This window comes from Nonomuraea turcica, assembly GCF_030718205.1.
GTDB lineage: Bacteria > Actinomycetota > Actinomycetes > Streptosporangiales > Streptosporangiaceae > Nonomuraea.
This window is the reverse complement of record NZ_JAUZQF010000013.1, coordinates 155,427-179,429: the sequence shown is the minus strand read 5'-3', so window position 1 is coordinate 179,429 and position 24,003 is coordinate 155,427. Positions and strand designations below refer to the sequence as shown.

General features: G+C 68.2%; 20 protein-coding genes and 1 pseudogene. 10 read left to right on the top strand and 11 right to left on the bottom strand.

Annotated features, from left to right (window positions below; all coding sequences use genetic code 11):
• Positions 1-44 precede the first annotated feature (44 nt).
• Positions 45-1,256, bottom strand: a complete 1,212-nt coding sequence (locus tag Q9G87_RS31865; RefSeq protein ID WP_305920222.1) for an ROK family transcriptional regulator — start codon at positions 1,254-1,256, stop codon at positions 45-47.
• 176 nt (positions 1,257-1,432) lie between these two features.
• Between Q9G87_RS31865 and Q9G87_RS31860 the strand changes: the two genes are divergently transcribed.
• The 5 genes from Q9G87_RS31860 (at position 1,433) to Q9G87_RS31840 (ending at position 5,839) form a co-directional block, all read left to right on the top strand.
• A complete protein-coding gene (locus tag Q9G87_RS31860; protein WP_305920221.1) occupies positions 1,433-3,073 on the top strand; it encodes an extracellular solute-binding protein in 1,641 nt (546 codons plus the stop codon).
• Between the two features lie 10 nt (positions 3,074-3,083).
• A complete protein-coding gene (locus Q9G87_RS31855; RefSeq protein ID WP_305920220.1) occupies positions 3,084-4,058 on the top strand; it encodes an ABC transporter permease in 975 nt (324 codons plus the stop codon).
• Positions 4,055-4,966: a carbohydrate ABC transporter permease gene (locus Q9G87_RS31850; protein WP_305920219.1), complete on the top strand. Its 912-nt coding sequence runs from the start codon at positions 4,055-4,057 to the stop codon at positions 4,964-4,966. Before Q9G87_RS31855 ends, Q9G87_RS31850 begins: the two co-directional genes overlap by 4 nt.
• Positions 4,967-5,144: 178 nt before the next feature.
• A complete protein-coding gene (locus Q9G87_RS31845; RefSeq protein WP_305920218.1) occupies positions 5,145-5,516 on the top strand; it encodes a type II toxin-antitoxin system RelE/ParE family toxin in 372 nt (123 codons plus the stop codon).
• Positions 5,513-5,839: a helix-turn-helix domain-containing protein gene (locus Q9G87_RS31840; protein WP_305920217.1), complete on the top strand. Its 327-nt coding sequence runs from the start codon at positions 5,513-5,515 to the stop codon at positions 5,837-5,839. The genes Q9G87_RS31845 and Q9G87_RS31840 overlap by 4 nt, the downstream gene beginning before the upstream one ends.
• A 420-nt stretch (positions 5,840-6,259) precedes the next feature.
• On the opposite strand, the gene Q9G87_RS31835 is transcribed toward Q9G87_RS31840, so the two are convergent.
• Positions 6,260-7,399 carry a Fic family protein gene (locus tag Q9G87_RS31835; RefSeq protein ID WP_305920216.1) on the bottom strand — a complete coding sequence of 380 codons (1,140 nt, stop codon included), beginning with the start codon at positions 7,397-7,399 and terminating at the stop codon, positions 6,260-6,262.
• 178 nt (positions 7,400-7,577) lie between these two features.
• Positions 7,578-7,799: a hypothetical protein gene (locus tag Q9G87_RS31830; protein WP_305920215.1), complete on the bottom strand. Its 222-nt coding sequence runs from the start codon at positions 7,797-7,799 to the stop codon at positions 7,578-7,580.
• Positions 7,800-7,919: 120 nt separating this feature from the next.
• Between Q9G87_RS31830 and Q9G87_RS31825 the strand changes: the two genes are divergently transcribed.
• Together Q9G87_RS31825 and Q9G87_RS31820 are read left to right on the top strand one after the other, a co-directional pair.
• Positions 7,920-8,906 carry an aldo/keto reductase gene (locus Q9G87_RS31825; protein ID WP_305920214.1) on the top strand — a complete coding sequence of 329 codons (987 nt, stop codon included), beginning with the start codon at positions 7,920-7,922 and terminating at the stop codon, positions 8,904-8,906.
• Between the two features lie 29 nt (positions 8,907-8,935).
• Positions 8,936-10,288 (top strand): MFS transporter, encoded by a 1,353-nt coding sequence (locus Q9G87_RS31820; protein WP_305920213.1) that lies wholly within the window; start codon positions 8,936-8,938, stop codon positions 10,286-10,288.
• 134 nt (positions 10,289-10,422) lie between these two features.
• On the opposite strand, the gene Q9G87_RS31815 is transcribed toward Q9G87_RS31820, so the two are convergent.
• Complete coding sequence (locus Q9G87_RS31815) at positions 10,423-11,550, bottom strand: serine hydrolase domain-containing protein (RefSeq protein ID WP_305920212.1); 1,128 nt, start codon at positions 11,548-11,550, stop codon at positions 10,423-10,425.
• Between the two features lie 164 nt (positions 11,551-11,714).
• On the opposite strand from Q9G87_RS31815, the gene Q9G87_RS31810 reads away from it, so the two are divergent.
• On the top strand, positions 11,715-12,920 hold the full coding sequence (locus Q9G87_RS31810; protein WP_305920211.1) for an acetamidase/formamidase family protein: 1,206 nt from the start codon (positions 11,715-11,717) through the stop codon (positions 12,918-12,920).
• A 9-nt stretch (positions 12,921-12,929) separates the two neighbouring features.
• On the opposite strand, the pseudogene Q9G87_RS31805 reads toward Q9G87_RS31810, so the two are convergent.
• The 5 genes and pseudogenes from Q9G87_RS31805 to Q9G87_RS31785 form a co-directional block, all read right to left on the bottom strand.
• Positions 12,930-13,722, bottom strand: a pseudogene (locus Q9G87_RS31805) (helix-turn-helix domain-containing protein); the annotation flags it as partial.
• A 135-nt stretch (positions 13,723-13,857) separates the two neighbouring features.
• The gene (locus Q9G87_RS31800; protein WP_305920210.1) at positions 13,858-14,355 is read right to left on the bottom strand and encodes a DinB family protein; all 498 of its coding nucleotides are present in this window, start codon (positions 14,353-14,355) and stop codon (positions 13,858-13,860) included.
• A gap of 115 nt (positions 14,356-14,470) precedes the next feature.
• Positions 14,471-15,073, bottom strand: a complete 603-nt coding sequence (locus Q9G87_RS31795) for a DJ-1/PfpI family protein (RefSeq protein WP_305920209.1) — start codon at positions 15,071-15,073, stop codon at positions 14,471-14,473.
• A 10-nt stretch (positions 15,074-15,083) separates the two neighbouring features.
• The gene (locus tag Q9G87_RS31790; RefSeq protein ID WP_305920208.1) at positions 15,084-16,040 is read right to left on the bottom strand and encodes a GlxA family transcriptional regulator; all 957 of its coding nucleotides are present in this window, start codon (positions 16,038-16,040) and stop codon (positions 15,084-15,086) included.
• 157 nt (positions 16,041-16,197) lie between these two features.
• A complete protein-coding gene (locus Q9G87_RS31785; RefSeq protein WP_305920207.1) occupies positions 16,198-18,882 on the bottom strand; it encodes a cellulose binding domain-containing protein in 2,685 nt (894 codons plus the stop codon).
• A gap of 188 nt (positions 18,883-19,070) precedes the next feature.
• Here Q9G87_RS31785 and Q9G87_RS31780 point away from each other — a divergent pair, with 188 nt between their 5' ends.
• Both Q9G87_RS31780 and Q9G87_RS31775 read left to right on the top strand, forming a co-directional pair.
• Positions 19,071-19,835, top strand: a complete 765-nt coding sequence (locus Q9G87_RS31780; protein WP_305920206.1) for an SDR family NAD(P)-dependent oxidoreductase — start codon at positions 19,071-19,073, stop codon at positions 19,833-19,835.
• Positions 19,832-20,581, top strand: a complete 750-nt coding sequence (locus Q9G87_RS31775) for a glycoside hydrolase family 16 protein (protein WP_305920205.1) — start codon at positions 19,832-19,834, stop codon at positions 20,579-20,581. Before Q9G87_RS31780 ends, Q9G87_RS31775 begins: the two co-directional genes overlap by 4 nt.
• Here the strand turns inward: Q9G87_RS31775 and Q9G87_RS31770 are convergent.
• A complete protein-coding gene (locus Q9G87_RS31770; protein ID WP_305920204.1) occupies positions 20,515-21,003 on the bottom strand; it encodes a DoxX family protein in 489 nt (162 codons plus the stop codon). The two genes, Q9G87_RS31775 and Q9G87_RS31770, sit on opposite strands and share 67 nt — an antisense overlap.
• Positions 21,004-21,117: 114 nt before the next feature.
• Positions 21,118-24,000, bottom strand: a complete 2,883-nt coding sequence (locus Q9G87_RS31765; protein ID WP_305920203.1) for a glycoside hydrolase family 3 protein — start codon at positions 23,998-24,000, stop codon at positions 21,118-21,120.
• Between the last annotated feature and the right edge of the window lie 3 nt (positions 24,001-24,003).

The following is a 24,003-nucleotide window of genomic DNA, read 5'->3' as shown; positions in this document are numbered from 1 at the left end:
ATTTCGGTGGGTTGACTGAAGGGTGCACTTCCCGGTGACCGAGGTCAAGGGATTCGCGACAATCCCCCGGGCAATCTTCCCGAATCTATGGAATCCAGGACCCTTGCCGCGCCACCGAGCGCGGCCGCGTCGTGGTCCAGCGTCGAGGCCACGACCTGGCATCCCCCGGCTTCGGCGGCGATGACGCGGTCGCTCAGCTCCTCGTGAACGGCCGGCAACAACCAGGGCGCGAGCGGCACGTAGTAACCACCGAGGATCACCACCTCAGGGTTGAGCAGGTTGGCCAGAATGGACACACCTCGGCCCAGGCTCCGGCCGACCGAATCCAGCGCGGCCAGGGTGCCGGGATCACCGGTGCGGGCCAGGCGTACCGACTCCTCGATCTCGATCTGGATCTCGGCCGGTGAGGGAATCTTACGCAGCACGGCGCCGATCCCCGCCATGGCCTCCAGGCAGCCGCGCCGCCCGCAATGGCACTCGGGACCCTCAGGGTCGAGCTGCACGTGGCCGATCTCGCCGCTGTAGCCGAGGCCACCGCGGCGCAGCCGCCCGTCGAGGATGATGCCCGCGCCCACACCGATCTCGCCGGTCAGGTAGACCAGGTCGGAGGCGCCGGCGTGGGCGCCCCAACGCTGCTCGGCCAGGGCCGCGAGGTTGGCGTCGTTGTCCACCTGGATGGGGAAGCCGGGATCGCGCAGCGCCTTGGCCAGGTCGCCGCCGATGTCGGCGTCCCTCCAGCCGAGGTTGGGCGCCAGGCGTACGGTGCCCTGCACGTCGACCAGCCCCGGCACGGCCACGGCCAGGCCGAGCACTTGGCGCTCCTCCTTGGCCATGCGGTTGACCACCCGCCGGATGATCGCCCCGACGCTGGCCACGCCCTGGTTGACCGAGTCGCCGGCCGAGAACGAGCGCCGCCAGGTCAGCAGCCGCTCCCCGGCGAGGTCGGTGGCCACTGCCGACACGTGGTCGACGTTGATCTCGACCCCGATAGCGGCGTACGGCGAGCCGTCCAGGACGAGCATCGTGGCCGGCCTGCCCACGCGGTTTTCCGTCAGGCCGGTCTCACGGACCAGCCGACGGTCGATGAGGTCGGCGACCAAGCTCGACACGGTGGCCTTGTTGAGGCCGGTGGAGGCCGCTATGTCGGCACGCGAGCAGGGGGCGTGCTCGCGGACGAACCGCAGCACGACCGCTAGGTTGGTGGCCCGTACGTCGGCGAAGTCGGCCGGCTGCGGGCCGGTCGTAGAAGTGATCAATATCAGCCCCGTTCCCGCCAAGAGACGACCCCAGCATGCCGCATTCCCGGGCCTCCTTCACCAACCTGTGACCGTAGCGATCCCTTGTGGTCAGGACAACACTCTACTAATTTGTTTGGTCGCAATACCAACTAATTTTTAGTAGGCCATCCCCCACTCGGAGAAGGGAGAGATCCATGGCGACCAACACGACTCGCCGCGGGTTCCTCGGCCTGGTAGGCGCAAGCGTTCTGGTGGCGGGCTGCGCCGAGAAGAAATCGGTCTCCAAGGGCACCGCCGTGGCGGCCGACAAGCTCAAGAGCCTGGTGCCGACGCGGATCCCATTCGAGATCCCCGGGCTCAAGCCGGACCTGCCCGGCAGCGAGTTCGTCGCCCCCGGCTTCCTGACCCGCCCGGCCAACATGGTGCAGGCCGTCACCACCAAGCCGCTGACCAGCGGCAAGGAAGTGACCGCGATGACGCCGCTGTGGGGGACCGTGCCGCCCGGGCTGGGCGACAACTCCTACTACGAGTACATGAACGAGCGCCTGGGCGGCACCGTCCGCTTCAACATCTCGGACGGCAACACCTACCACGAGAAGCTCAGCACCACCCTGGCCAGCGGCGACGTGCCCGAGATGGTCATGGTGCCGGGCTGGGAGCTCATAAAGATCGCCCGTTTCACCGAGGCGGCCAACAAGCTCTTCGCCGATCTGGGGCCCTACCTGGCCGGGGACAAGGCCAAGGAGTTCCCCTTGCTGGCCAACTACGACACCGCCGCCTGGCAGTACGGCGTCTTCGGCGGCATCCTGCAGGGCATCCCCTGGCAGAACGAGCCGTTCCCGTTCGCCACCTTCGTCCGCCAGGACATCATGGAGGAGCTCAGCCTGCAGCACCCCACCAGCGGCGACGACCTGCTGGTGCTCGGCAAGGCCATCACGGACGCGAAGAAGAAGCGCTGGGCCTTCGGCGGCGGCATGGAGCAGGAGATGCAGCGGGCCTTCGGCGCGCCGCGCGAGTGGCGCAAGAAGAGCGACGGCACGCTCGAGTACAAGTACGAGACCGCCGAATTTGCCGCCTCGATCGAGTTCATGGTCAAGCTCTTCGAGGCCGGCTACATGCATCCCGACCTCGTGGCCAACAAGGACGCCGACATGAAGGGCCCCTTCGGCAGCGGCCAGATGATCATCTACCGGGACGGTCTCGGCGCCTGGCACGAGAACCTCGGCCGCTTCCAGGCTGACAATCCCAAGTTCGACATGCAGGCCGTCGTCCCCTACCCGGCCAAGCCCGGCGGTAAGACGATCATGTGGCGAAACGAGCCCGCCGGCATGTTCGTCTTCATCAAGAAGGGTCTGGGCGACGCCCGCACCCGCGAGCTGCTCGCGCTGTCCAACTGGACCTCAGCACCTTACGGCACGCAGGAGTACGAGCTGGTCAACAACGGCGTCGAGGGCAAGCACTACAACGTCAAGGACGGCAAGGTCGAGCAGACCGCGCTGGGCCGCAAGGAGGTCGCGCCCACGTACATGTTCCTGTCCGGCCGGCCGCCGGCGAACGAGAAGGGCCAGTACAAAGGCCTCGTCCAGGCCCTGTACGACTGGCAGACGCAGGCCGCGAAGCTCCTGGAGAACGACCCGTTCGTCGGGATCCGCGTGGAGGTGCCCTCCAAGATGGCCGGCCTGGCGCAGCCCACAGAGGACAAGATGCAGGAGATCTTCCGCGGCAAGCGGCCCGTCTCCGAGTGGGCGAAGATCGTCAAGGAGTGGCAGGACGGCGGCGGCAACGAGGCACGCGAGTTCTACATGAAGGTCGCGCGGGAGAACGGCAGGCTGTGAGGAGCACGACATGGGGGTGGTGACGGCCAAGCGGCCGGTCAGGAGCGGCCCGGCCACCACCGAACCGATGAAGATCAGCTGGCGCGCCAAACTCCGCAGGGACTGGCCGCTGCTGGTGATGAACCTGCCGATGCTCCTCGTGGTCCTCGCCTTCTGGTGGATCCCGGCGCTCGGCAACGTCATCGCCTTCCAGGACTACAACCCCTACACCGGCGGCATCACCGGCAGCCCGATCATCGGCTTCACCAACTTCGCGCTGCTCTTCCAGGACCCCCAGTTCCTGCGCGCGATGCTGAACACGCTGTCGATCACGGCCTTCCAGCTCGTCTTCTACTTCCCCGTGCCGATCATGCTGGCGCTCCTGCTCAACAGCATCGTCTCGGCCAAGCTGAGGGCGTTCGTGCAGGGCGTGGTCTACATGCCGTTCTTCTTCTCCTGGGTGCTGGTCGTGGCCATCTTCCAGCAGATGTTCGGCGGGGCGGGCCTGCTCGCGCAGCTGCTGCGCGAGCGCGGTTACGAGGGCGTCGACTGGATGACGAACTCCGACACGTTCATCCTGCTCATCACCAGCCAGACCATCTGGAAGGATGCCGGCTGGGGCGCGATCATCTTCCTGGCCGCGCTGAGCACCATCGACCCCAACCTGTACGAGGCCGCCGCCGTGGACGGTGCCCGCAGGTGGCGGCGCATGTGGCACATCACGCTACCCGGGCTGCGTCCGGTGATCGTGCTGCTGCTGATCCTGCGCCTGGGCGATGCGCTGAACGTCGGGTTCGAGCAGTTCATGTTGCAACGCAGCGCCGTCGGCAGCGAGGTGTCCGAGGTGTTCGACACGTTCGTCTACTGGTCCGGCCTGCGTACCGGTGACCTCGGATACGGGGCGGCGGCCGGTTTGTTCAAAGGCCTGGTCGGGCTGCTGCTGATCGTGGCGGCCAACCGGGTCGCGCACGCGATGGGCGAGCGAGGGGTGTATTCGCGATCATGACAGCTCTGACGTCCAGGAAACCGTCGAAGCTGGCCCCCTGGGAGGAGCGGCGTTCGCCGGTCGGCCAGGCGGGCAAGGGCACGCTGGTGACCGTGATCGTCCTGGCCGTGCTCGGCCCCCTCTACACGATCGTCCTGACCAGCCTCAGCTCGGCCGCCACCGTCAACCGCGCCGGCGGGCTGGTGCTGGTGCCGGAGGGGATCACGTTCGAGGCGTACCGGCAGATCTTCTCCGACACCGTGGTCAGCAGGGCCGTGCTGGTCAGCACTGGAGTGACCCTTGTGGGGACGCTGATCAGTACCGCGGTGAGCATCCTGGGGGCGTACTCGCTGTCGCGCCCCGGCTCGTTCCTGCACCGCCCGCTGCTGTTCAGCATCCTGCTGATGTTCGTCTTCTTCCCCGGCATCATCCCCGTCTACCTGATGGTCAGCGGCCTCGGCCTGAAGGACAGCTACTGGTCGCTGATCCTCCCGACCGCCGTCTCCGCCTTCAACGTGGTCGTGCTGCGCTCGTTCTTCATGAACATCCCCGGGGAGGTGTCGGACAGCGCCCGCATCGACGGGGCCGGGGAGTTCCGCATCCTGTGGCGCATCGTGTTGCCCATGTCGAAGGCGGTCACGGCCGTCGTGGCGATGTTCTACGCGGTGGGCTACTGGAACGCCTGGTTCAATGCGATGCTGTACATCGACGACACCCGTAAATGGCCCCTGGCGTTGATCCTGCGCCAGTACGTGGTGGACTCGAACCCGCTGCCGGCGGCCACGGCGGGGGTGACGGGCGACGCACCCCCGACCCTGGCGATCAAGATGGCGATCGTCGTGATCGCCGTCATACCCGCCTTGATCATCTACCCCTTCGTCCAACGCCACTTCACCAAGGGCGTGATCGTGGGGGCCATCAAGGGGTGACTGCAAGGCCTTCCACGGGGGGCGCTTCGCGCACGGGATTCCAGACAGCGCCTCCCAGGGGGCTCCGCCCCCTTCGACCCCCGGAAAGCACCCACCCCTTGCCCTATTACCAAGTGGGCTGGCGGGAGCCCACCCTGAACGCGTGGCTTAGGTATACATATTTTTGTATAGTGGTGCCGTGAGCGAGCCATGGTCCATCGAGATGGAACCGGAGGTGCGCCAATGGTTGGAGCTGTTGTCGGATGCTCACTATGACAAGGTCGAGCGCGCCGCTGACATGCTCGCAGAGCAGCCGACCACGCTGGGCGAACCTTACTCCAGGCACCTGGGCGGCAAGGTACGGGAGTTGCGGTTCAACTTGGAGGGCACTGCGGTACGACTGACGTACTGGCTCGCGCCTGGGCGACGAATCGTGTTCTTGACGGTTTTCCGTAAGACACGCATGAGAGAGGATGCTGAAATCGAGCGGGCCAGGCAGGTCCAGAAAGTGTGCGAAGCCGATCATCCAGTGGCGGGCCACATCTATGTCCGGGAGGTGACAGAAAGTTGAACCATTCACAGTGGAAGACGCGGCGTACCCGTGCATTGCTCGGCGAGAAGGTCGAGGTGTCCGAGGCGTACGTGGAAGCGGGGTATGCGTTCGCGCTCGGACAGGCTGTCTACGACCGGCGGACCGCATTGGGCCTCTCCCAGGTGGAGCTTGCGCGGCGTGCGGGCATGACTCAGCCGCAGATCTCCAACATTGAGAGCGGTGGGACGGTGCCCACTCTCGCCCTGCTCGCACGGCTCACCAGGGCGCTTGATGCGTCGCTGAACATCGCCTTGGACGACGATCGCTCAAGCTTCTCGTTCAGCCCGCACGCTGCCGCCTAGTCCGGCCAGACACTTCAGACCCTACGAGCGCTGGCCGCCCGAGTGGCCAAGGGGTGTGGTCGCAGAACCGTCGGCTCAGCCTACGGGACCTTGCACCTGCCGCACCGGCTACAAGAGGCTCGTCACCGGCGGAAACGCGGTGATGAGCCTCTTGTGTTGCGTCCGGCTGGCTGCGGCTGTCACCACGAAGTAGCGCTGCATCTTATGACCGCCCTCGTGGCCGACACACCAGCGGAAGACGATCCTCAGGCTCTGGAGCTCAGGCGGCAGATCGGTGAACTGGAGCGAAGTGCCGGCATCCTGGACCGGGCCAGGCGGACCCTCACCGCATTGCTGTCCGATCTTGATCGGATCTACGGCACCGAACACGCTGCCCGTGCGGCAACTCCTCGCATCAACCTGATTACCACGTTTGTTTCGTCACCGTTGAGGAGCCGGAACCACTCGTTTAGGGGGACTTTCGCGCGTGTTCCATCTCGTACTGGCCGACCGGCGTTCCGTTAGTATCAGGAGATCGAAGATGTTCCGTGCGAGGTAGCCCTTGGTATTTCGCTCCATCTGCTTGGGATGGAGAATGCCGGCTCCCGCGAGTTCCTCCAGTGCCTGGCGCGCTGCTGGATGAGTGACGGAAAGCAGGCACTGCACGGTTCGGGCCGTCACGAGCGGCGCGGCCGGCAGAAGGCTGAGGAGGCGCGCCACTGCCGAATCCGATCGGGGCACCGGTCGTAGTCCCTGCGCCTCCCGGTAGTCGCGATGCCGTCGCAGCCATTCATCGTGCAACTCGTGGAGCTCGTCGGCGAACTTCTCAGCCTGCTCAGCAGCCGTTGCGCTCGCCGCGAGAAAGACACGCAGCCACTCGTTGACACCCTCCTGCGCCTGCGGCGATCCCCCTTCTCCGATGTGCCGGTACGCCGTGAGGCCGGCGACGTACTCATCGGAGCGCGTCAGCAGCACCAAGCTGATGGGGAGTATCGCGTTGGGCGTCAGCCCGCGCCGCCCCAGCACCGTGTGGATCAACGCTCGGCCGACCCTGCCGTTGCCATCCGTGAAAGGGTGAATGGTTTCGAACTGCGCATGCACCAGAGCAGCCTGGATGATCGGTGCATGTACAGCGCTGTTCGCGTACGACACGAGATCGTCCATCAGCGGGCGGACATGCTCGGGCGGGGGCGGGACGAACTCTGCGTCCAGCGGATGCCAGTCGCCGCCTCCCACCCAGTTCTGCACCTCACGCAGCCCGAGGTGCTTCTCGTCGGGAAGCAGCACCGTGTGCAGCGCGACGACGTCCTCCGTGGAGAGCACCGCAGCTGAGACGAGTTCGGTGACGGCCCGCCGAAGCGCCGTCACATTGTTGGCGACCAGCGCGGCCGTCGCCGTGAACCCCCTCGTCACCCCGATCTCGTGGGCGGCGAGCTCGGCAAGGGCGACTTGCTGAGGCGAAGCCTGCAGGCCCTCGATGCGCGACGAGGCTATGGCCTCGGACCTGAGCAGGAAACGAGCCAGCCCGTCGACACCGTCACCAGCCGGGTGCGCCGTAAGCCGCCTGACGAGGCCTTCCACCCGGGACGCCTCCATGGCTACGTCAGGGGCGATGAAGTGACTGCCACCGACGAGAGGATCTGGCAGGTAGGCGTGGTATCTGCCGCCGCGCCTATCCCTCTTGCTGGGAGCATCCCACGCCGCGGGCCACGTCGCCTCAACGTATCCGGCCACCGGATTATCTTTCACTCAGGCCCTCTCAATGAAAGGATAATCCGTATCCTTTCATTGCCGGAGCTTTCGTGAAAGGAAACGGCCCGCCACGGCGGCCCGACCGGCCCACCAGCTGCTTGTCATCACGGCTGCCGTAGGCGTACGACCACGAGCCGAAGATGGCGCCGCCCATCCCCCGACCGTCGTCGTGCCGCACGACAACGTCACTGAGGAGACGCCCAGGGTGAAGGTGCAGCTCAGCCAGCATGACGCCGATCCTGCCCGGACAACGTGCCTGCGCCACAAAGGGCCGGTGATGACGTTGACTTGGAGCGCGCTCTAACCCCTAGCGTCTGGGCAAATGGTTCCGAGCCCAGGAGGCAGCAGCATGACCGACGTCCCCACCCGGCACCTAGGCGAACTGGCGGTCTCCGCGCAGGGCCTGGGGTGCATGGGCATGAGCCACGCCTACGGCGCCGCCGACGACGCGCAGTCGATCGCCACGCTGCGCCACGCCCTCGACCTCGGCGTGACCTTTCTGGACACCTCCGACTTCTACGGCGCCGGGCACAACGAGCAACTGATCGGACGGGCCATCGCTGGGCGCCGCGACGAGGTGGTGCTGGCCACGAAGTTCGGGTTCGCCAACCGCCTGGGTGAGCCCACCCGGATCCGCGGCGACGCCGCCTACGTGCGGCAGGCGTGCGAGGCGTCGCTGCGCCGGCTCGGGATCGACCACATCGACCTCTACTACCAGCACCGGGTCGATCCGCAGGTCCCGATCGAGGAAACCGTCGGCGCCATGGCCGAGCTGGTGCGGGCCGGGAAGGTCCGCCACCTCGGGCTGTCCGAGGCTGGCGCGCGAACCATCCGGCGGGCGCACGCGGTGCACCCGATCGCCGCGTTGCAGAGCGAGTGGTCGCTGTGGACCCGCGACCTGGAGGCGGAGATCGCCCCGGTCTGCCGCGATCTTGGCATCGGCCTGGTCCCGTTCTCCCCGCTCGGGCGCGACTTCCTGACCGGCCGGTACAGCTCGGTCGAAGGGCTGGCGGAGACCGACGTGCGGCGCAGCCAGCCGCGTTTCGCCGACGGCAACCTCGAACGGAACCTGGCGATCGTCGCGAAGCTGAACGAGCTGGCCGCGGCGAAGGGCGTCACCGCGGGTCAGCTCGCCCTGGCCTGGGTCCAGCACCGGGGCGACGACGTGGTACCGATCCCCGGCACCCGGCGGCAGCGGTACCTGGAGGAGAACCTCGCGGCCCTGGACGTTGAGCTGTCCACCGAAGACCTCGCCGCCATCGAGGCCGCCGCCCCGCCCGAGCAGGTCGCGGGCACCCGCTACGACGCGACCAGCCTCACCTTCGTCAACGGCTGAGCCTGCCGCGGCGCAGGGAGGAGCCCATCATGGTGAGCGAGCATGTTCTGCCGCAGCGCGAGCCGATCACCGCGCCGATCACCGCGACCAAGCCTCGTCCGGTGCCGGCCTGGAGCATGACGGTGATGCTGCTCGGCGTCATGCTGATCTCTTATCTGGACAAGGCGATCCTCGGGCTCGTCGCCCAGCCGGCCATGACCGATCTCGGGCTCTCGGCAGCCGAGTTCGGCGCCATCAGCAGCGCCGCAGGCCTGCTCGGTCCGCTCTCGGCACTCCTGTACGCCCTGGTGGCCGACCGGCTGCCCGTCAAAGTCACCCTCTTCGCGGTCGTCGTCATCTGGTCGCTGCTCCAGTTGCCGATCGTCTTCGCCGCCTCCGGCACGCTGCTCCTGGCGACGCGGTTCATGCTCGGCGCGGCCGAGGGCCCTGCGGCACCGGCGGCGTACGCCACCGCCTACACCTGGTGGCCGAACGAGCGGCGCGGCTTGCCCACGGCATTGCTCACGACTGGAGCTTCCTTCGGCAAACTACTCTTCGCCCCACCTCTGGCCTTCGTCATCGCCGCCTTCAGCTGGGAGGCCGGATTCCTCGCCGTCGCCCTCCTGGGCTTCGCCTGGGGCGTGGGCTGGCTGTTGATCGGGCGAGAGGGGCCACATGGCCAGGCGGCGGCCGCCGAGACCGTCGCGGAAACCGGATCGCGTGCGCCGCTTCGCTCTATCCTGCTGACGGGCACGTTCGCCGGTTTCGTGGCCGCGTACACCGCGGTGGCGATGCTCGCGATCGTCGTCCTCACCTGGCTGCCGTCCTACTTCCAGGTGAGCCTGGGCTTCTCCGCGGTGGCCGCGGGCTCGCTGTTCGGCGTCCCGAGTATCACCGCCATGGTGTTCCTGTACGGGTACGGCGCATGGAGCGACCGAATGCTCAGGAGGGGGATGTCGGCCCGCCGCGCCCGCGGGCTGTGGGGCGGTGTGCTGCTCGCGCTGGGCGGCGCGTTTCTCGCCGCCCTGCCGCTCGCCTCCGGGCCGGTGGTGCCGTTCGTCCTGCTGATGCTGGGCTATGGACTGGCCATCAGCGTCAACGCCGTGCTCAATCCGGCTCTCGTGCTGATAGTGCCACCGGGACAGCAAAGGAGCGTGCTCTCGGCCGGATTGGCCGTGGCCGGCCTCCTGGCCGCCACCGGGCCATTGATCACGGGTCACGTCCTCGACATGGCGCGAGCGGCGGGCACGCTCGCCGAGGGCTACGCCACCGTGTTCATGCTGGCCGGCGGTGTCGCCATCGTGGGAGGAGCGCTGTTCGCCTTACTGGTCGACCCCGAACGCGACGCGGCGAAGGTTGAGGCGGCGGCCAGGCTTGCCCACTCGACTCGGCAAAGCGCGTAGGCGGCAGAACGCCGTGCCGGGCGATCGCCCCTCCCGAAGAGGGATTCATAACGGGGCGCATGTACTTGAGCACGGCGCCTCTGCCGGTGCGGGTTTCTTGCACGGCTGCAGGCTCGGCCGGATATCACCGGATATCAGCAGTATTCCACTTCGAGGACGTCTGTGAAGATCCCGATGGGGTCCTTCCATGGGCCGCCGGCCCAGTCGGCGTTGACGTTGATCGCCACCAGATGCCTGCCCTCACGGCTGCCGTAGGCGTACGACCACGAGCCGAAGATGGCCCCGCCCATCCCCCAGACCGTCCTCCCGCACGACAGCTTCACCGAGGAGACTCCCAGGCCGTAGGCCGCATTGGGGACCCAGTCCTTGGTGGGGACCGTGGTGAACATCTCCCGCTGGACCTTGGGCGGGAGGAGGCGGCCGCTCAGGAGGGCGCCGAAGAAGCGGTTGAGGTCTCCGACCGTGGAGATCATGCCGCCGGCGGCCCAGAACGGTGACGGGTTGAGCTCGGTCAGGTCGTAGATCTTGGCGTTGGGTTCGGGCAGGTGGAGCTTGGAGTAGTGCCGTGAGTGCGGTCCCCGGATCTTGGTGTCGGCGCCGCGCGGGAGGTAGGTGCCGGTCAGCCCGAGGGGACGGGTGATCCGCTTCGAGATCTCGTCCGTCAGTGTGCCGCCGGTCGCCCGCTCGATGATCATGCCGACCAGGGCGTAGTTGGTCTGTGAGTACTGCCAGCCCTGGCCGGGCTGGAGGGCGGGCGGGTGGGCCATCGCGACCTCGACCAGTTGCCGCGGGGTGGGTGCGGGGTGACGATTGACCGCTTCCTGGTCCTGCAGGTAATCGAAGATGCCGCTGGTGTGGTTGAGCAGTTGCCGGACGCTGATCGCGGCGCCGTCGTGGCCGTTGCCGCGGACCAGGCCGGGTAGCCACTTGTCGACGGGGTCGGCGAGATCCATCTTGCCTTCGGCCACGAGTTGGAGCATCACGGTGGCCACGAATGCCTTGGTGGCGCTGCCGATCCGGAACCGGTGCCCAGCCTGGCGCTTTCGCCCGGTCTCGGTGTCGGCCACGCCAGCGGTGTGGAGCCAGCGACGCCCGCCCTGGCGTATCTCGGCGAGGATGCCTGGGATGCCTCCTGCTGTGACGGCCTGGTCCAGCACACGTCGGGTCTGTGGGTCGGTGGGGGTGGCGGCCGCGGGGCTCGCGGTAAGCGTTCCCGCGGCGATGAGCAGGCCGAGGGCTGCACGGGTGGTGATGGCCCGCATGAGAACGAATCCTTTCGGGTGGCGTACGGAATTCATGGCGACGGCGCGCGCCTGAGCCGTAAGCAACCGTAGTTGACTAAGTTCAACTTAGTCAACTCAAGTTGCTAAAGGATCGAGTTCTGTGGGCCCAGTCCCCCGACGGCTTGCGGACCCGGTCCCGGGGCTTGACAGGCGGGATCGGCGGGATCGGCGGGATCGGCGGGATCGGCGGGATCGGCGGGCAGAGCGTGACGCTCACACATGTCACGCAAGGGGTCGCCATGGCCGTACATGAGATCCGCATCAATACCGCCCTCCCCCTCCGCGACGAGCCCGGGACCGGGCACAACCGCCGGCATCCGGACATCCCGCCCGTCGTGCGGTGCGAGCCGGGCGATGAGGTGATTCTGGAGACGAGGGACGCGTTCGACGGCCAGATGGGGCCGGATGCCACGCTGAAGACGGTCGAGGCCCCGGACCTCGACGTCGTCCACCCCCTTACCGGTCCGGTCTACGTCGAGGGCGCGCAGCCGGGCGATCTGCTGGAGATCGAGATTCTGGAGATCGTCCCCGACTCGTACGGCTACACCGTGCAGGTCCCCGGCTTCGGGTTCCTGCGGGACGTGTTCCCCGAGCCGTTCATGGTGCGATGGCGGCTCGGTGACGGGTGGGCGGTCTCCGACGACCTGCCCGGCGTGCGCATCCCGGCGGCGCCGTTCATGGGCACGATCGGCCTGTCGCCCGGGCACGCGTCACTGGCGAGGATCACGGCTCGTGAGCAGGCGGCGCTGGAGAGGGGCGGGTTCGTGCTGCCGCCGTCGCCCGGCGGCGCGGTGCCTGCGGAGGCCGGTGCCGCGGGGCTGCGGACGATCCCGCCGCGGGAGCAGGCTGGGAACGTGGACATCAAGCAGCTCGGGGCGGGCACCCGGCTGTACGTGCCGGTGGACACGCCGGGGGCGCTGTTCTCGGCGGGGGACGCACACTTCGCGCAGGGCGACTGCGAGGCCTGTGGGACCGCCATCGAGATGAACGCCACGCTGCGGGTTCGGTTCGCGGTGCACGCCGGGGAGGCGGCCGAGAAGGGGATCAGGGGGCCGCGGTTCTCCCGTACCGACTACTGGGTGAGCGCCGAGTACGCGGCGCCCCGCAGGTTCTACGCCACCACAGGGATGTCGGTGAGCCGGGACGGGCAGGTGGCAGCCGAGGACGCGACGCTGGCGGCACGTAACGCGCTGCTCGAGATGATCGACCATCTCGGGGAGCGGGGGTGGAGCGCGCAGCAGGCGTACGCGCTCTGCAGCGTCGCCGTGGACCTCAAGGTCAGCCAGCTGGTCGACGTGCCGAGCTTCCTGGTGTCGGCGTTCCTGCCCGAGGACATCTTCGTCGGCTAATGCGTTGACCACATACGTTCGCCGGGTTTGATCATGCGGCCTTGGGGCGTGGGCGGCCCCAGCGTTGCTGGCGCAGATCACGTAGATCGGGGCGCCGTCGGGACGGGCCGCCCGGATCGACTTGAACGCGGCCAGGGAGTGGTCACCGCCCTTGCGTCGCCGCGTCACGCCCCACAACTGGTCGTCGCCGCGCGAGTAGCAGCCGTGGAAGTAGCGGACACCGTGGGTGCGGTGATAGGTCGCCGGCAGCCGGTCAGGTTTGCCCTCCTGCGCCCAGCAGGTGCCGTGGCAGGGCCGGATCGACAGCGGACCGAACTGGTCGAAGGCGAAGCACCGGTCGGGGAACCGGCTGGTCACCTCCTCGATCCGGTCCAGCTTGGCGTCCTTGTCAGGATCTTTGAACTCCTTGCACGTACGTGCGCTGGAAGGAGACGCCCCGGCTGCGCAGGATCTGGCGGGCTCCAGTGCGTGAACCGGCGTCCCAGCTTGGCCGGGCGAGTGGTGGCCGCCGCGACGATGTAGTCCTCGTCGGCGCTGCTGATCTGGCGGGGACGGCCTCCCGCCCAGTTAGGGTCCAGCGCGGCCAGCCCCGCTCGTTGAAGGCATGGATGACGTCCCGGACGGTGTCCTCATGCGCCGCGACCAGGTGCGCGATCGCCGGGACAGTGGTCCCCGACGCCGACGCCATGATGATCATCGCCCGGCGAACCCGGATCGACTCATGCTTGCCCCGCCGCACGATCTGCTGCAGCTTCCGCCCCTCCTGATCGGTCAGCCGCCGCGCTCTGACTGGTTCTGCCATCCACACACCCACCTCGACAACGGTCACGTTGCCATCGACAGTGGGGCCACCCGGCACACCCGCCATAGACCTCGAACGGCGTGTCACCAGACCGGTGAACGTATGTGGTCAACGCACCAGGGGCGCTGCAGCAAGCTAGGCGCGCTGGTGGTCGCCGCTCGCGCCGTCGATGAGCTCGCGCACGATGTCCATGTGGCCGACGTGCCGGGCGGTCTCCTCGATCATGTGGATGAGCACCCAGCGCAGCGTCATCCTCTCGCCGCGCTCGTTGGTGCCGAGGTCCTCGAGGCCGAACTTCTCGATGACCTCGTCCGAGGACGCGCGGGCGCGGGCGTAGAAGGCGAGGACGTCGGCCGTGGTCTCGCCCGGGTCGACGCGCAGGTCGGCGTCCTCGTCATCGTCGTCGAACGGGAGCTCCTCGTGCTCCTGCCCGAACGTGTCGGCGAACCACCAGTACTCGACGGCCGCCAGATGCTTGACCAGGCCCAGGAGGTTCGTCCCCGACGGGGTCATGGGGCGTCGCAGCGCCTCGTCGTCCAGGCCCTCGACCTTCCACAGCACCGCGTCGCGATGCCGGCCCATGCTGGCCTGGAGGCTTTCCTTCTCACCGCCGGTGAACGGGACTCTTTTCATGCCCGGAACGTAACAGCTGCCCCACCACTCGGGCTAAGTGGTGGGGCCCCCGGCACACCCGCCATAGACCTCGAACGGCGTGTCATCAGACCGGTGAACATATGTGGTCAACGCACTAGCTCGGCTCGTCGGCCAGGTACGGAGGCGCGGGGTCGTACTGGATGTGGCGGCGCACCGCGCGGGCGTGTTCGCGCCCGTGCAGCCGTCCGATCAACCACAACGCGCTGTCGATCCCGGCCGACACGCCCTGGCTGCTGACGAGGTTGCCGTCCACGACGTAGCGGGCGTCGCGGACGACTGTGACGTCGCCCTGCTCCTCCAGCGCGTCCTCAAAGGCCCAGTGCGTGGCCATGCGGCGCCCGCGCCCCGGTCCGGCGGCGTGCACGAGCAGCGCGCCGGTGCACACGCTGCTGACCCACGTGGCCTGCGCGGCGGTCTTGGCGATCCAGCCCTTCACCGCCGCGTTGTGCACCTGGACCTCGCGCGCACCCTGGCCGCCCGGCACCAGCAGCACGTCCAGCGGCGGGTGGTCGTCAAGGGTGTGATCGGGCAGGACCCGCATGCCCTTGGCGCAGCGCACCGGATCGGGCCGTTCGGCGACGAGCACTGCCGTGTCGGCACCGGCCCGCACCCGCGACGAGCAGGTGAACACCTCCCAGGGGCCCACGAAGTCCAGCTCCTCGGCCTCATCGAAGATCAACAGTCCATAGGTGGTCACCGGGTGAGCCTCACTTTCTGACGGTGGTACGGAAACGGTCGCGGTAGTCGGATGGCGCGACCCCTAAGTGCCGGTGGAAGGTCTTGCGCAGGGTCTCGGCGCTGCCGAAGCCGCACCGGCGGGCGACGGCCTCGACGGGGTCGTCGCCGGCGACCAGGGCGCGCTGCGCCGCCTCCACCCGTACGCGCTCGACGTAGGCGCCGGGCGGCACGCCGAGTTCGGCGGTGAAGCGGCGCTGCAGGTGACGCGGGCTCAGCCCGACGTGCGCCGCCAGGTCGACGATGCCGTGCCGGTCGCCTGGATCGGCGTGGATGGCGGCCACGGCCGCGCGGATGGGGTCGCTGGACGGCTGCGCCGACCACAACGCCACGCTGAACTGGGACTGGTCGCCGGGCCTACGGAGGAACAGCACCATGTGGCGGGCCACCCGCAGCGCGACGTCTTGGCCCAGGTCGTCCTCCACCAGGGCCAGTGCCAGGTCCATGCCGGCGGTCACCCCGGCCGACGACCACACGTTCCCGTCCCTGATGAAGATCGGGTCGGTGTCGACCCGCACGTCGGGATGCTCCTCGGCGAGCTGCCGCGCGCGGGCCCAGTGGGTCGTGACCCGCCGCCCGCCGATCAGGCCCGCGGCGGCCAGCAGGAACACGCCGCTGCACACCGAGGTGACACGGCGGGCCCCCGCGGCGGCCGCCCTGATCCAGGCGATCAGCGCGGGATCGAGCCGGGCCTGGTCCACTCCGGTTCCGCCGGCCATCACGAGGGTGTCGACGCCCGTGGGGTCGAGATCCGTGACGCCGTGGCCGGCGTGCACCGGGAGGCCGCTCCAGGCCCGCACCGGCCCTGGATGGGGGGCCACGATCTGGCAGAGGTAGCCGCCCGCGTGCTGGAACACCTCCAGCGGGCCCACCAGGTCGAGGGACTGGAACCCATCGAAGATCACGAAGACGATACGGCGTTGTTGCACATCTCCACCCTCCGGTCTGGCGGGCGATGGCGTCAACGACCGCTACCCCACGGATCACGCCATCGGGGCGCACCCCATCTCGGGGTTTACGCGGGAGTGGCAAGCCCCTGAGCAAGAGGCGCCCCGGCACGTACGCATGCCGGGGCGCCGTCTCGTCCTATGCGGGGGTGCAGGTGAGGGTCGGAGGAGTGGCTGCGGCGCCGCTGGCGGTGAAGCCGAACGACGTGGACGCGTTCGCCGCCAGGTTGCCGTTGTAGCTCGCGTTCGTCACGCTCACGTTGGCGCCCGTCTGGGTCGGGGTGCCGTTCCACAGTTGGGTGATCTTCTGGTCACCCGGCCAGGTCCAGGTGACCTTCCAGCCGGTGATCGCCGACGAGCCGGTGTTCTGGACCGACACCTCCGCCTGGAAACCGCCCTGCCACTGGTTGCCGGGCTTATAGGTGGCGGTGCAGCCTGTGCCCGTCGTTGGGGTCACGGTCGGAGTGACGGTGGGCGTCACGGTGGGGGTGACCGTGGGAGACACCGTGACCGTTGGGGTCACTGTCGGGGTGACCGTGACGGGCGGGCCGGTGCGGTCGCCGTAGATGATGCCGCGACCGTTGGTGCCCAGGTAGACGCGGCCGTACACGCGCGGGTCGCCGGTGAGCGCCTCGCCCATGTTGCCCCACTGGTGTTTGTCGTCGTTGATGCGCACCCAGCTCCCGCCGGCGTCGTCCGAGCGATACAGGCCGGTGACGCCGTCGATCGTGGCCACCGTGAAGATCGCCATGTAGTTTCCGCCGGGCGCGGCCTTGCCGAAGCCGACGTTCACGGACTTGGTGATCCCGGACACCTGCGTGAAGGAGGCGCCGCTGTTGGTGGAGTGCCACAGGCCGCCGTCGCCGGCCAGCCAGAGGTCACCCTCGATGCCGGGCACCGCCTTGAACTTGCCGCTGGTGGGCAGGCCGGTGGCGGCGGTGGCGGTGAAGGTGGCGCCGCCGTTGGTGCTGACGTACAGGCGGCCGCCGCTGAGGCCGTAGAACTTCATCGGGTTGACCCGGTCCGACTCCACGACCGCGTCGGTGGGCAGGCCGGAAGCCTGCTGCCAGGAGTTGCCGTAGCCGACCGAGTAGACGGGGGTCACCCCGCGAGGCGCCCACACGAAGCGGGAGCCGTCGGCGGCGGCGGCCACCGTGCCACCCTCGTTGACGCCGCCCGGCTCCGAGCCTTGGAACCAGTTCGCGCCGCCGTCGGTGGAGAAGGCCACGTGGCTGTCGTTCGGGCGGTCGGCGTCGGTGAAGTTGCCGGCCCGCACCATGATGGACGGCGACTTCTCGGCGTAGTCGAGGCTGGTGGTGGAGGTGAAGTTCGGCTGGGTGAACAGCATCGGCGGTACGGCGTCCAGGTTGGTGTGGCGGAAGCCGCCGATGTCACCGAGGCCGCTGACCAGGGGTGCGCCGCTGGGCGGGCTGATCAGGTCGAGGACGGCCGTCTCCTCCAGGCCCTTCGCCATGGGCTTGATGGTGAACTGGCCGCCTGACACGTCCCATTGCGTGAGGTTCTCGGTGCCGTAGATCGTGGCGCCGGTGCCGTACATCATCCTGTTGGAGTCGAACGGGTCGATCTCCAGCGACTCGGTCATCCAGCCGAGCTTCGGCGTGACCTCGGGCGGCTGCGGGTTGCCGCCGAACGTCAGCCACGGGTTCTCGGTGATGTCCATCTTGTAGCGGAAGCTGCGGTTCGGGTACGAGGTCCAGTCCCACACGCGGGTCCACGTGGCACCGGAGTCGGTGGAGCGGAAGAAGATCACGTCAGGCCACCACGAGATCTGCGTGGCCACCATGATCGTGCCCGGGTTCTGCCTGTCGATGGTCAGGCCGCTGTAGCCGAAGTAGTCGTCGCTGCTGGAGGACGGGACGGGGCTGATCTGGGTCCAGGTGCCGGTCGCGGTGGCGTAGCGCCAGACGTCGCCCTTGGCGCCGTCGTACGGGCCGCCGGTGTCGCTCGTGGCGATGTAGAGGTAGCCGTTCTCGGTGTCGAGCACGCCCTTGTGCGCCAGGTAGCCGGTGGGCTGCCCGGCCAGCCGCGACCAGGTGGCGCCCCCGTCCGTGGTGCGGTAGACGGTGTTCTCCTTGTCGGCGACGCCGACGTAGATGGTCTTGGTGGGTGAGCCCTGAGTGGACGAGCGCGGGTCGTAGGTCACCCAGACCACGCCCGGCTTGTGGCTCAGGTAGCCGTTGGAGTCGTTCGGGTCCTGGGCGTAGTTGCCGGGGTTGGGGAAGCTCGCCACCTTGGCCCAGGTCGCGCCGTAGTCGGTGCTGCGCCACAGGCCGTTGCCGTTGGGGGCGCCGAAGTAGAGCACCCGGTTGTCGTTCGGGTCGACGGACAGCGCCTCGCCCATGCCGCGGCCGGGCATGTTGCCGCCGAGCTTGAAGGGCAGCGCCGTGGCCTGCCAGGTGTCGCCCTTGTCGGTGGAGCGCAGGATCGCGCCGTTGTTCGGGTCCCAGCTGTTGGTGTACATGCCGACGGCGGCGTACACGCGGTTGGTCTGCACGGGGTCGGTGGCGAGGCTGATCACGCCGTTGTAGCCCCACTTGTCCCAGCCGACCCAGTCGAGCAAGGGGGTCCAGGACTTGGTGGACTGGTTCCAGCGGTAGGCCCCGCCGATGTCGGTGCGGGCGTAGATGAGGTTCCGTTCCGTCTGGTTGAAGATGATCCCCGGTACGAAACCGCCACCGTCGATCCTGACGTTCTTGTACGCGTACGGATCCGAGGAGACGGCCGAGACCGGCGACATCCTCACGACAGCCGCCACCAGCAGGACGGCGGCGGTCGTCAGCATGACGAATAATCTTCTTCGCATGCGCGGCTCTCCCTTTCCAGGCACGCCGACAGGCGCCCCAAAGGCGTCAGATGACCGCCATGCACGATCAGATTGCAGGACCCTGACCGTCACCGCGCCTTCGCGCATGAGCTCATTAAAGAGGCTCACACACGGGTGAGGCGCAGGTCAATAGTTTGGATAGACAACGAATTAAGGGGTGAAGGTAAGTGTTTCCCGAGTTTCGGGTCGACGGAAAGGTCGCCCTGGTCACAGGTGCGGCACGGGGCCTCGGGCGGGCCATCTCGCTGGCGCTGGCCCATGCCGGGGCAGACGTCGCCATCGGTCTGCGGGACGCCGGCGACGACGGCGGGCTGGCCGGCGAGATCACCGGCATGGGGCGCGACACGCTGCCTCTCCAGATGGACATGACCGCCCCGGAGCAGATCGCCCAGGCGGTGCAGGACGTCGTGGACCGGTTCGGCAGGATCGACATCCTGGTCAACAACGCCGGCATCGCCCCGGGCAACCCGGCGGAGGATGTCACCGAGGAGGACTTCGACCGCACGCTCGCGGTCAACCTCAAGGGCACCTTCCTGGCCACCCAGGCGGCGGGCCGGGTCATGATCCGGCAGCGGCACGGCAGGATCGTCAACGTCGGTTCCCAGGCCGGCGAGGTCGCCCTGCCCGGCGAATCCATCTATTGCATGACGAAGGCGGCGATCGCCCACCTCACGCGCTGCCTCGCGGTCGAGTGGGGGCCGCACGGGATCACGGTCAACAACGTCGCGCCGACGTTCATTCGCACGCCGGGCACCGCCGAGGCGCTGTCCGACCCGGCGTTCGAGGCGGACGTGATCGAGCGGATCGCGGCGCTGCACCGCATCGGCGAGCCCATGGACGTGGCCGGGGCCGTGCTCTACCTGGTCTCCCCCGCCGCGTCCCTGGTGACCGGGCACACGCTGGTCGTGGACGGAGGGTGGACGGTTCGGTGAGCGACTTCGAGGACACCTTCGAGGGCGACCGCCTCGACGAGACGAAGTGGATCCCCTACTACCTGCCGCAGTGGACCACCCGCGCCGCCGCGGCGGCGCGCTACCGGCTCGGGGACGGCCAGCTGACCCTGCTGATCGAGGAGGACCAGCCGCCGTGGTCCCCCGAACGGGAGGGCGACCTACGGGTGTCCTCTCTCCAGACAGGTCTCTTCTCAGGTCCCCTCGGCAGCCGGGTCGGACAGCACGGCCGCGGCGCGGTGGTCCGCGAGGAACACCCCGAGGTCAGGCTCTACACCCCCCAGTACGGCCGGATCGAGATGCGCGCGAAGGCGATCGACGACCCGAACTGCATGGTGGCGCTGTGGTTGATCGGCTTCGAGGACGTACCCGAGCGCTCCGCCGAAATCTGCGTCGCGGAGATCTTCGGCCGCGACGTCACGCCGAACGGCGCGCGGATCGGCATGGGCGTGCACCCCTTCGGCGATCCGGCGATCACCGACGACTTCACGGTGGAGACGCTGCCCATCGACGCCCGCGAGTTCCACGTGTACGCCGCCGACTGGACGCCCGGCCACGTCTCCTTCTCGGTGGACGGGCGCCACGTAAGGACGGTGAACCAGTCGCCGGCGTACCCGATGCAGCTCATGCTCAACATCTACGAGTTCCAGCCGGGCGGCTCCTACCCGAAGGAGTTCACGGTCGACTGGGTACGCGTCCGGGCGGCCCACAACGCGATCCCGATGTAGAGCACCTGCTCCGGGACGCGCTGCCACAGCGGCGACGCCGCCTCACCGGCGAACGGCACATCCGCCACCGCGGCGTAGACGTTCGCCGGCAACATGGCGACGAACAGCAGCGCCAGGCAGATCCCGGCGGCCCTGCGGGTCCCTTCGAGCACGAGGCCCACGGCCCCGGCCAGCTCCAGCACGCCGGTCAGGTAGACCATGAAAGCCGGGAACGGCACGACCGGTGGCATCATGGCGACCAGGTCGGCATGGTTGGGCATGAAGGTCACACCGGCCGGGACGAAGTGGGCGCTTGCCGTCATGACCAGCATGACGGCAAGCCCGTGGGCGGCGCTGATCCGCCAGGTGGTGAAGCGGCCCACGCCCAGCACGCCCAGCAGCCGGAACACCAGGGTGGCAACCAGCAGCACGACGACAGTCATCACGAACTCCCCTTGGATAGCGGAACTATCTGAGATATATAGATAACACCACTATCCAACAGAAGCAAGGGGTTTCGTGGCGGCCACGACCATGCTCATGGCCGCCACGAAACGTCATCGGGCGAGAGCGAAGTCCTTGATCCGCAGGTCGCCCTTGAACACCAGGTAGAGGCTCCCGGTGCCCGCCTTCACGGTCGCGCTCGCCGTGCCGTACTGGTAGATCCCGCCGGTGGCGGGCGCCTGGAGGGTGCCCAGCAGCGTGCCCGTCGGCGAGCCACTGCGCACCTCGACCGAGCCGCCGCTCACCGAGGCCACCGAGGCCGTGAGGCGGGTGCCCCAGGAAGCGCCGGTGAAGGAGATCCAGTCACCCGCCGAGCCCTCGACGACCTCACCGCTCACCTTGGTCTCGTCGGCGAAGAAGATTCCCGAGTAGTCGTCGAAGTCCATCGCCCTGGTCGTCTTGGCCAGGTCGCGGACCGGGACGCTCTCGCCGGACACGCGCAGGGTGGTCGTCTGGCGGATCCGGTCGGAGGCGGAGCCGACGAGGACGTCGTGGGTGGCGTTCTCGACGACCCACTTGTTCCGGGTGTGGTCCCAGACGGCCAGGTCCGACTTCTTCAGGGTGAAGGAGACGGTACGGGTCTCGCCCGGGTTCAGCGTGATCCGCTCGAAACCGCGCAGCTGCTTGACCGGCTGCTTGAAGCGGGACTCGCGCTGGTGGGTGTAGAGCTGGACGACCTCGTCGCCCTTGACCTTGCCGGTGTTGGTGACCTTCACACTCACCTTGTCACCCCGGATCTCCAGGCCCTGGTAGCCGAACGTGGTGTAGCTCAGCCCGTGGCCGAAGGAGTAGAGCGGCTTGCCCTTCCCGTACAGGTAGGTCATGCCGGTCTTGGTCAGGTCGTAGTCCAGCTTGTCCGGCAGGTTGTCCGACGCGGGCCAGGTCTGGGTGAGCCGGCCGGCCGGGTTGACGTCGCCGAAGATCACGTCGGCGACCGCACGGCCGGTCTCGGCGCCCGCGTGCGTGGTCCACAGCAGGTTAGGCGCATCCACGATCACCGGGTAGCTGGTCTCCAGGACCACGACGGTCTTCGGGTTGGCCTTGCGCACGGCCTCGATGAGCCGCTTCTGCCCATCGCCGAGCTGCAGGTTGTCGCGGTCGTGGTTCTCGCGCCCGGCCACGAACGGGTGGCTGCCCACCACCACGACCGCGACCTCGGCCTTGGCGGCCTGCGCGGCGGCCGCGGCGATGCCGTCGGCGACGACCTCCTTGCCGAACTTCGCCGCCTCGGCCTTCGGGGCCAGGGCGAGCGCGCCGTCGGCGGTCACCGTGACGTACGGGTCGGGCAGGCCGTACCAGCCCTCGGCGTTCTCGTAGCCGGCGTACCTGATCAGGTAGCTGCCGTCGGACTGGCGCTCCAGCGCGAACTGCTGCTGCACGAACCAGCCGTCGGGCTCGGCGTCGTCGGTGTCGAGCGAGCGCCAGTCGCCGCCGAGCAGTTTGCCGTTGCCCGCGTTGCGCAGCGTGGACACGCCGCTGGTCCAGTCGGTCAGGTCCCACTGGGAGGCGGCCGTGGGCGCGGTGTCGGTGAGCGCCGCGTTGTCGTCGGCGCCCGTGCCGGTGGCGGTGATGTACTTGCCGGTGGCCAGGTGCTTGAGCGCGATCCGCTCCAGGCCGTCACCGGTGCTGACGTCGCTCACCCGCTCCTTGATCCCGTCGAGCGGGGTCACCTGGTAGGGCATCTGACCGGAGTACCAGTCGCGGTAGAGCCTGGCCGACAGCGGGCCGACCACGGCCGCGGACTTGGGCTTGGCCAGCGGCAGCACGCCGGAGTTCTTGAGCAGCACCGCGGCCTTGGCCGCGGTCTCGCGGTTGAGCTTCTGGTGCTCCTGGCTGTTGATCACGTCCTTGGTGATCTTCTTGTACGGCCCGCCATCCGGGTCGAAGTGCCCCAGCCGGGTCCGGATCGACAGGGCGTGGCGCACCGCGTTGTCCACGTCGGCCTCGGTGATCCGGCCCTGGTCGAGGGCGGCCTTGAGGTTCGTGACCAGCGGCCCGCTGTTGCTGTCGTCGATGGTGAAGCTGTCCTGCCCGCTCTTCAGCACGCCTGCGAACGCCTCGGGCTTGTTGTCGAAGTACTTCTGCAGGTCGGTGAGCGCGTGCGGGCCCCACGCGTCGCTGACGTTGTAGAGCGTCTTGTCCGTCCACGACCTGACCACGGTGTTCAGGTCGGGGTTGACGTGCGCGGGCCGCCCGTTGACCAGGTTGTACGAGGCCATGACGCCGGTGGCGGCGTCCGCCGTGATCGGCGCCTTGAAGCCCTGCTCGTAGTACTCGCGTTTGAGCTTCGGCGTCAGGTTGGAGGAGGTGAGGCTGCGGTCGGCCTCGTTGTTGTAGCCCATGTAGTGCTTCAGCACGGGCGCGGCCTTCAGGTAGAAGGGATCGTCGCCCTGCAGGCCCTTGCCGTAGGCCGTCGCCATGGCTCCGGTGAGGAGCGGGTCCTCCGAATATCCTTCCTCGTTGCGGCCCGCCCGCGGGTCACGCAGCGGGTCCACCACGGGCGCCCATACCTGCAGACCCCAAAGGATCGGGTCGACGTCGTTGAAGCCACGCACCTCGTCGCCGACCGCGGAGCCGACCTTTTTCATCAGCTTCGGGTCCCAGGTGCTGGCCAGGCCCACGGCCTGCGGGAACACCGTGCCGTTGGCGAACTTCTGCCTCCAGCCGTCGTTGAGGTGGTTCGACCAGGCGACGCCGTGCAGCGCCTCGGTGCCGTTCTTGTGGTAGGCGATGCCCAGCCGGGGGATCGCCGCCTGCGACTGGTGCAGCAGGCTCAGCTTCTCATCCAGCGTGAGCCGGCCGAGCAGGTCGTTCACCCGCTGCTCCAGCGGCAGGGTCGGATTCTGGAAGGGGTAGTCCACCGCCTGGGCGGGCGGCACGGCGAGCAACGAGGCCGCCAGGGTGAGGGTCGCTAACAACGGGATTCTTGAACGCATAAA

What these genes read in the sequence shown, in the direction of transcription:
- Q9G87_RS31825 (WP_305920214.1), top strand. Translation starts at nt 7,920, where the DNA reads ATGACCGACGTCCCCACCCGGCACCTAGGCGAACTGGCGGTCTCCGCG.
- Q9G87_RS31820 (WP_305920213.1), top strand. Translation starts at nt 8,936, where the DNA reads ATGGTGAGCGAGCATGTTCTGCCGCAGCGCGAGCCGATCACCGCGCCG.
- Q9G87_RS31785 (WP_305920207.1), bottom strand. Translation starts at nt 18,882, where the DNA reads ATGCGAAGAAGATTATTCGTCATGCTGACGACCGCCGCCGTCCTGCTG.
- Q9G87_RS31770 (WP_305920204.1), bottom strand. Translation starts at nt 21,003, where the DNA reads ATGACTGTCGTCGTGCTGCTGGTTGCCACCCTGGTGTTCCGGCTGCTG.
- Q9G87_RS31860 (WP_305920221.1), top strand. Translation starts at nt 1,433, where the DNA reads ATGGCGACCAACACGACTCGCCGCGGGTTCCTCGGCCTGGTAGGCGCA.
- Q9G87_RS31815 (WP_305920212.1), bottom strand. Translation starts at nt 11,550, where the DNA reads ATGCGGGCCATCACCACCCGTGCAGCCCTCGGCCTGCTCATCGCCGCG.
- Q9G87_RS31765 (WP_305920203.1), bottom strand. Translation starts at nt 24,000, where the DNA reads ATGCGTTCAAGAATCCCGTTGTTAGCGACCCTCACCCTGGCGGCCTCG.
- Q9G87_RS31800 (WP_305920210.1), bottom strand. Translation starts at nt 14,355, where the DNA reads ATGAAAAGAGTCCCGTTCACCGGCGGTGAGAAGGAAAGCCTCCAGGCC.
- Q9G87_RS31855 (WP_305920220.1), top strand. Translation starts at nt 3,084, where the DNA reads ATGGGGGTGGTGACGGCCAAGCGGCCGGTCAGGAGCGGCCCGGCCACC.
- Q9G87_RS31830 (WP_305920215.1), bottom strand. Translation starts at nt 7,799, where the DNA reads ATGCTGGCTGAGCTGCACCTTCACCCTGGGCGTCTCCTCAGTGACGTT.
- Q9G87_RS31850 (WP_305920219.1), top strand. Translation starts at nt 4,055, where the DNA reads ATGACAGCTCTGACGTCCAGGAAACCGTCGAAGCTGGCCCCCTGGGAG.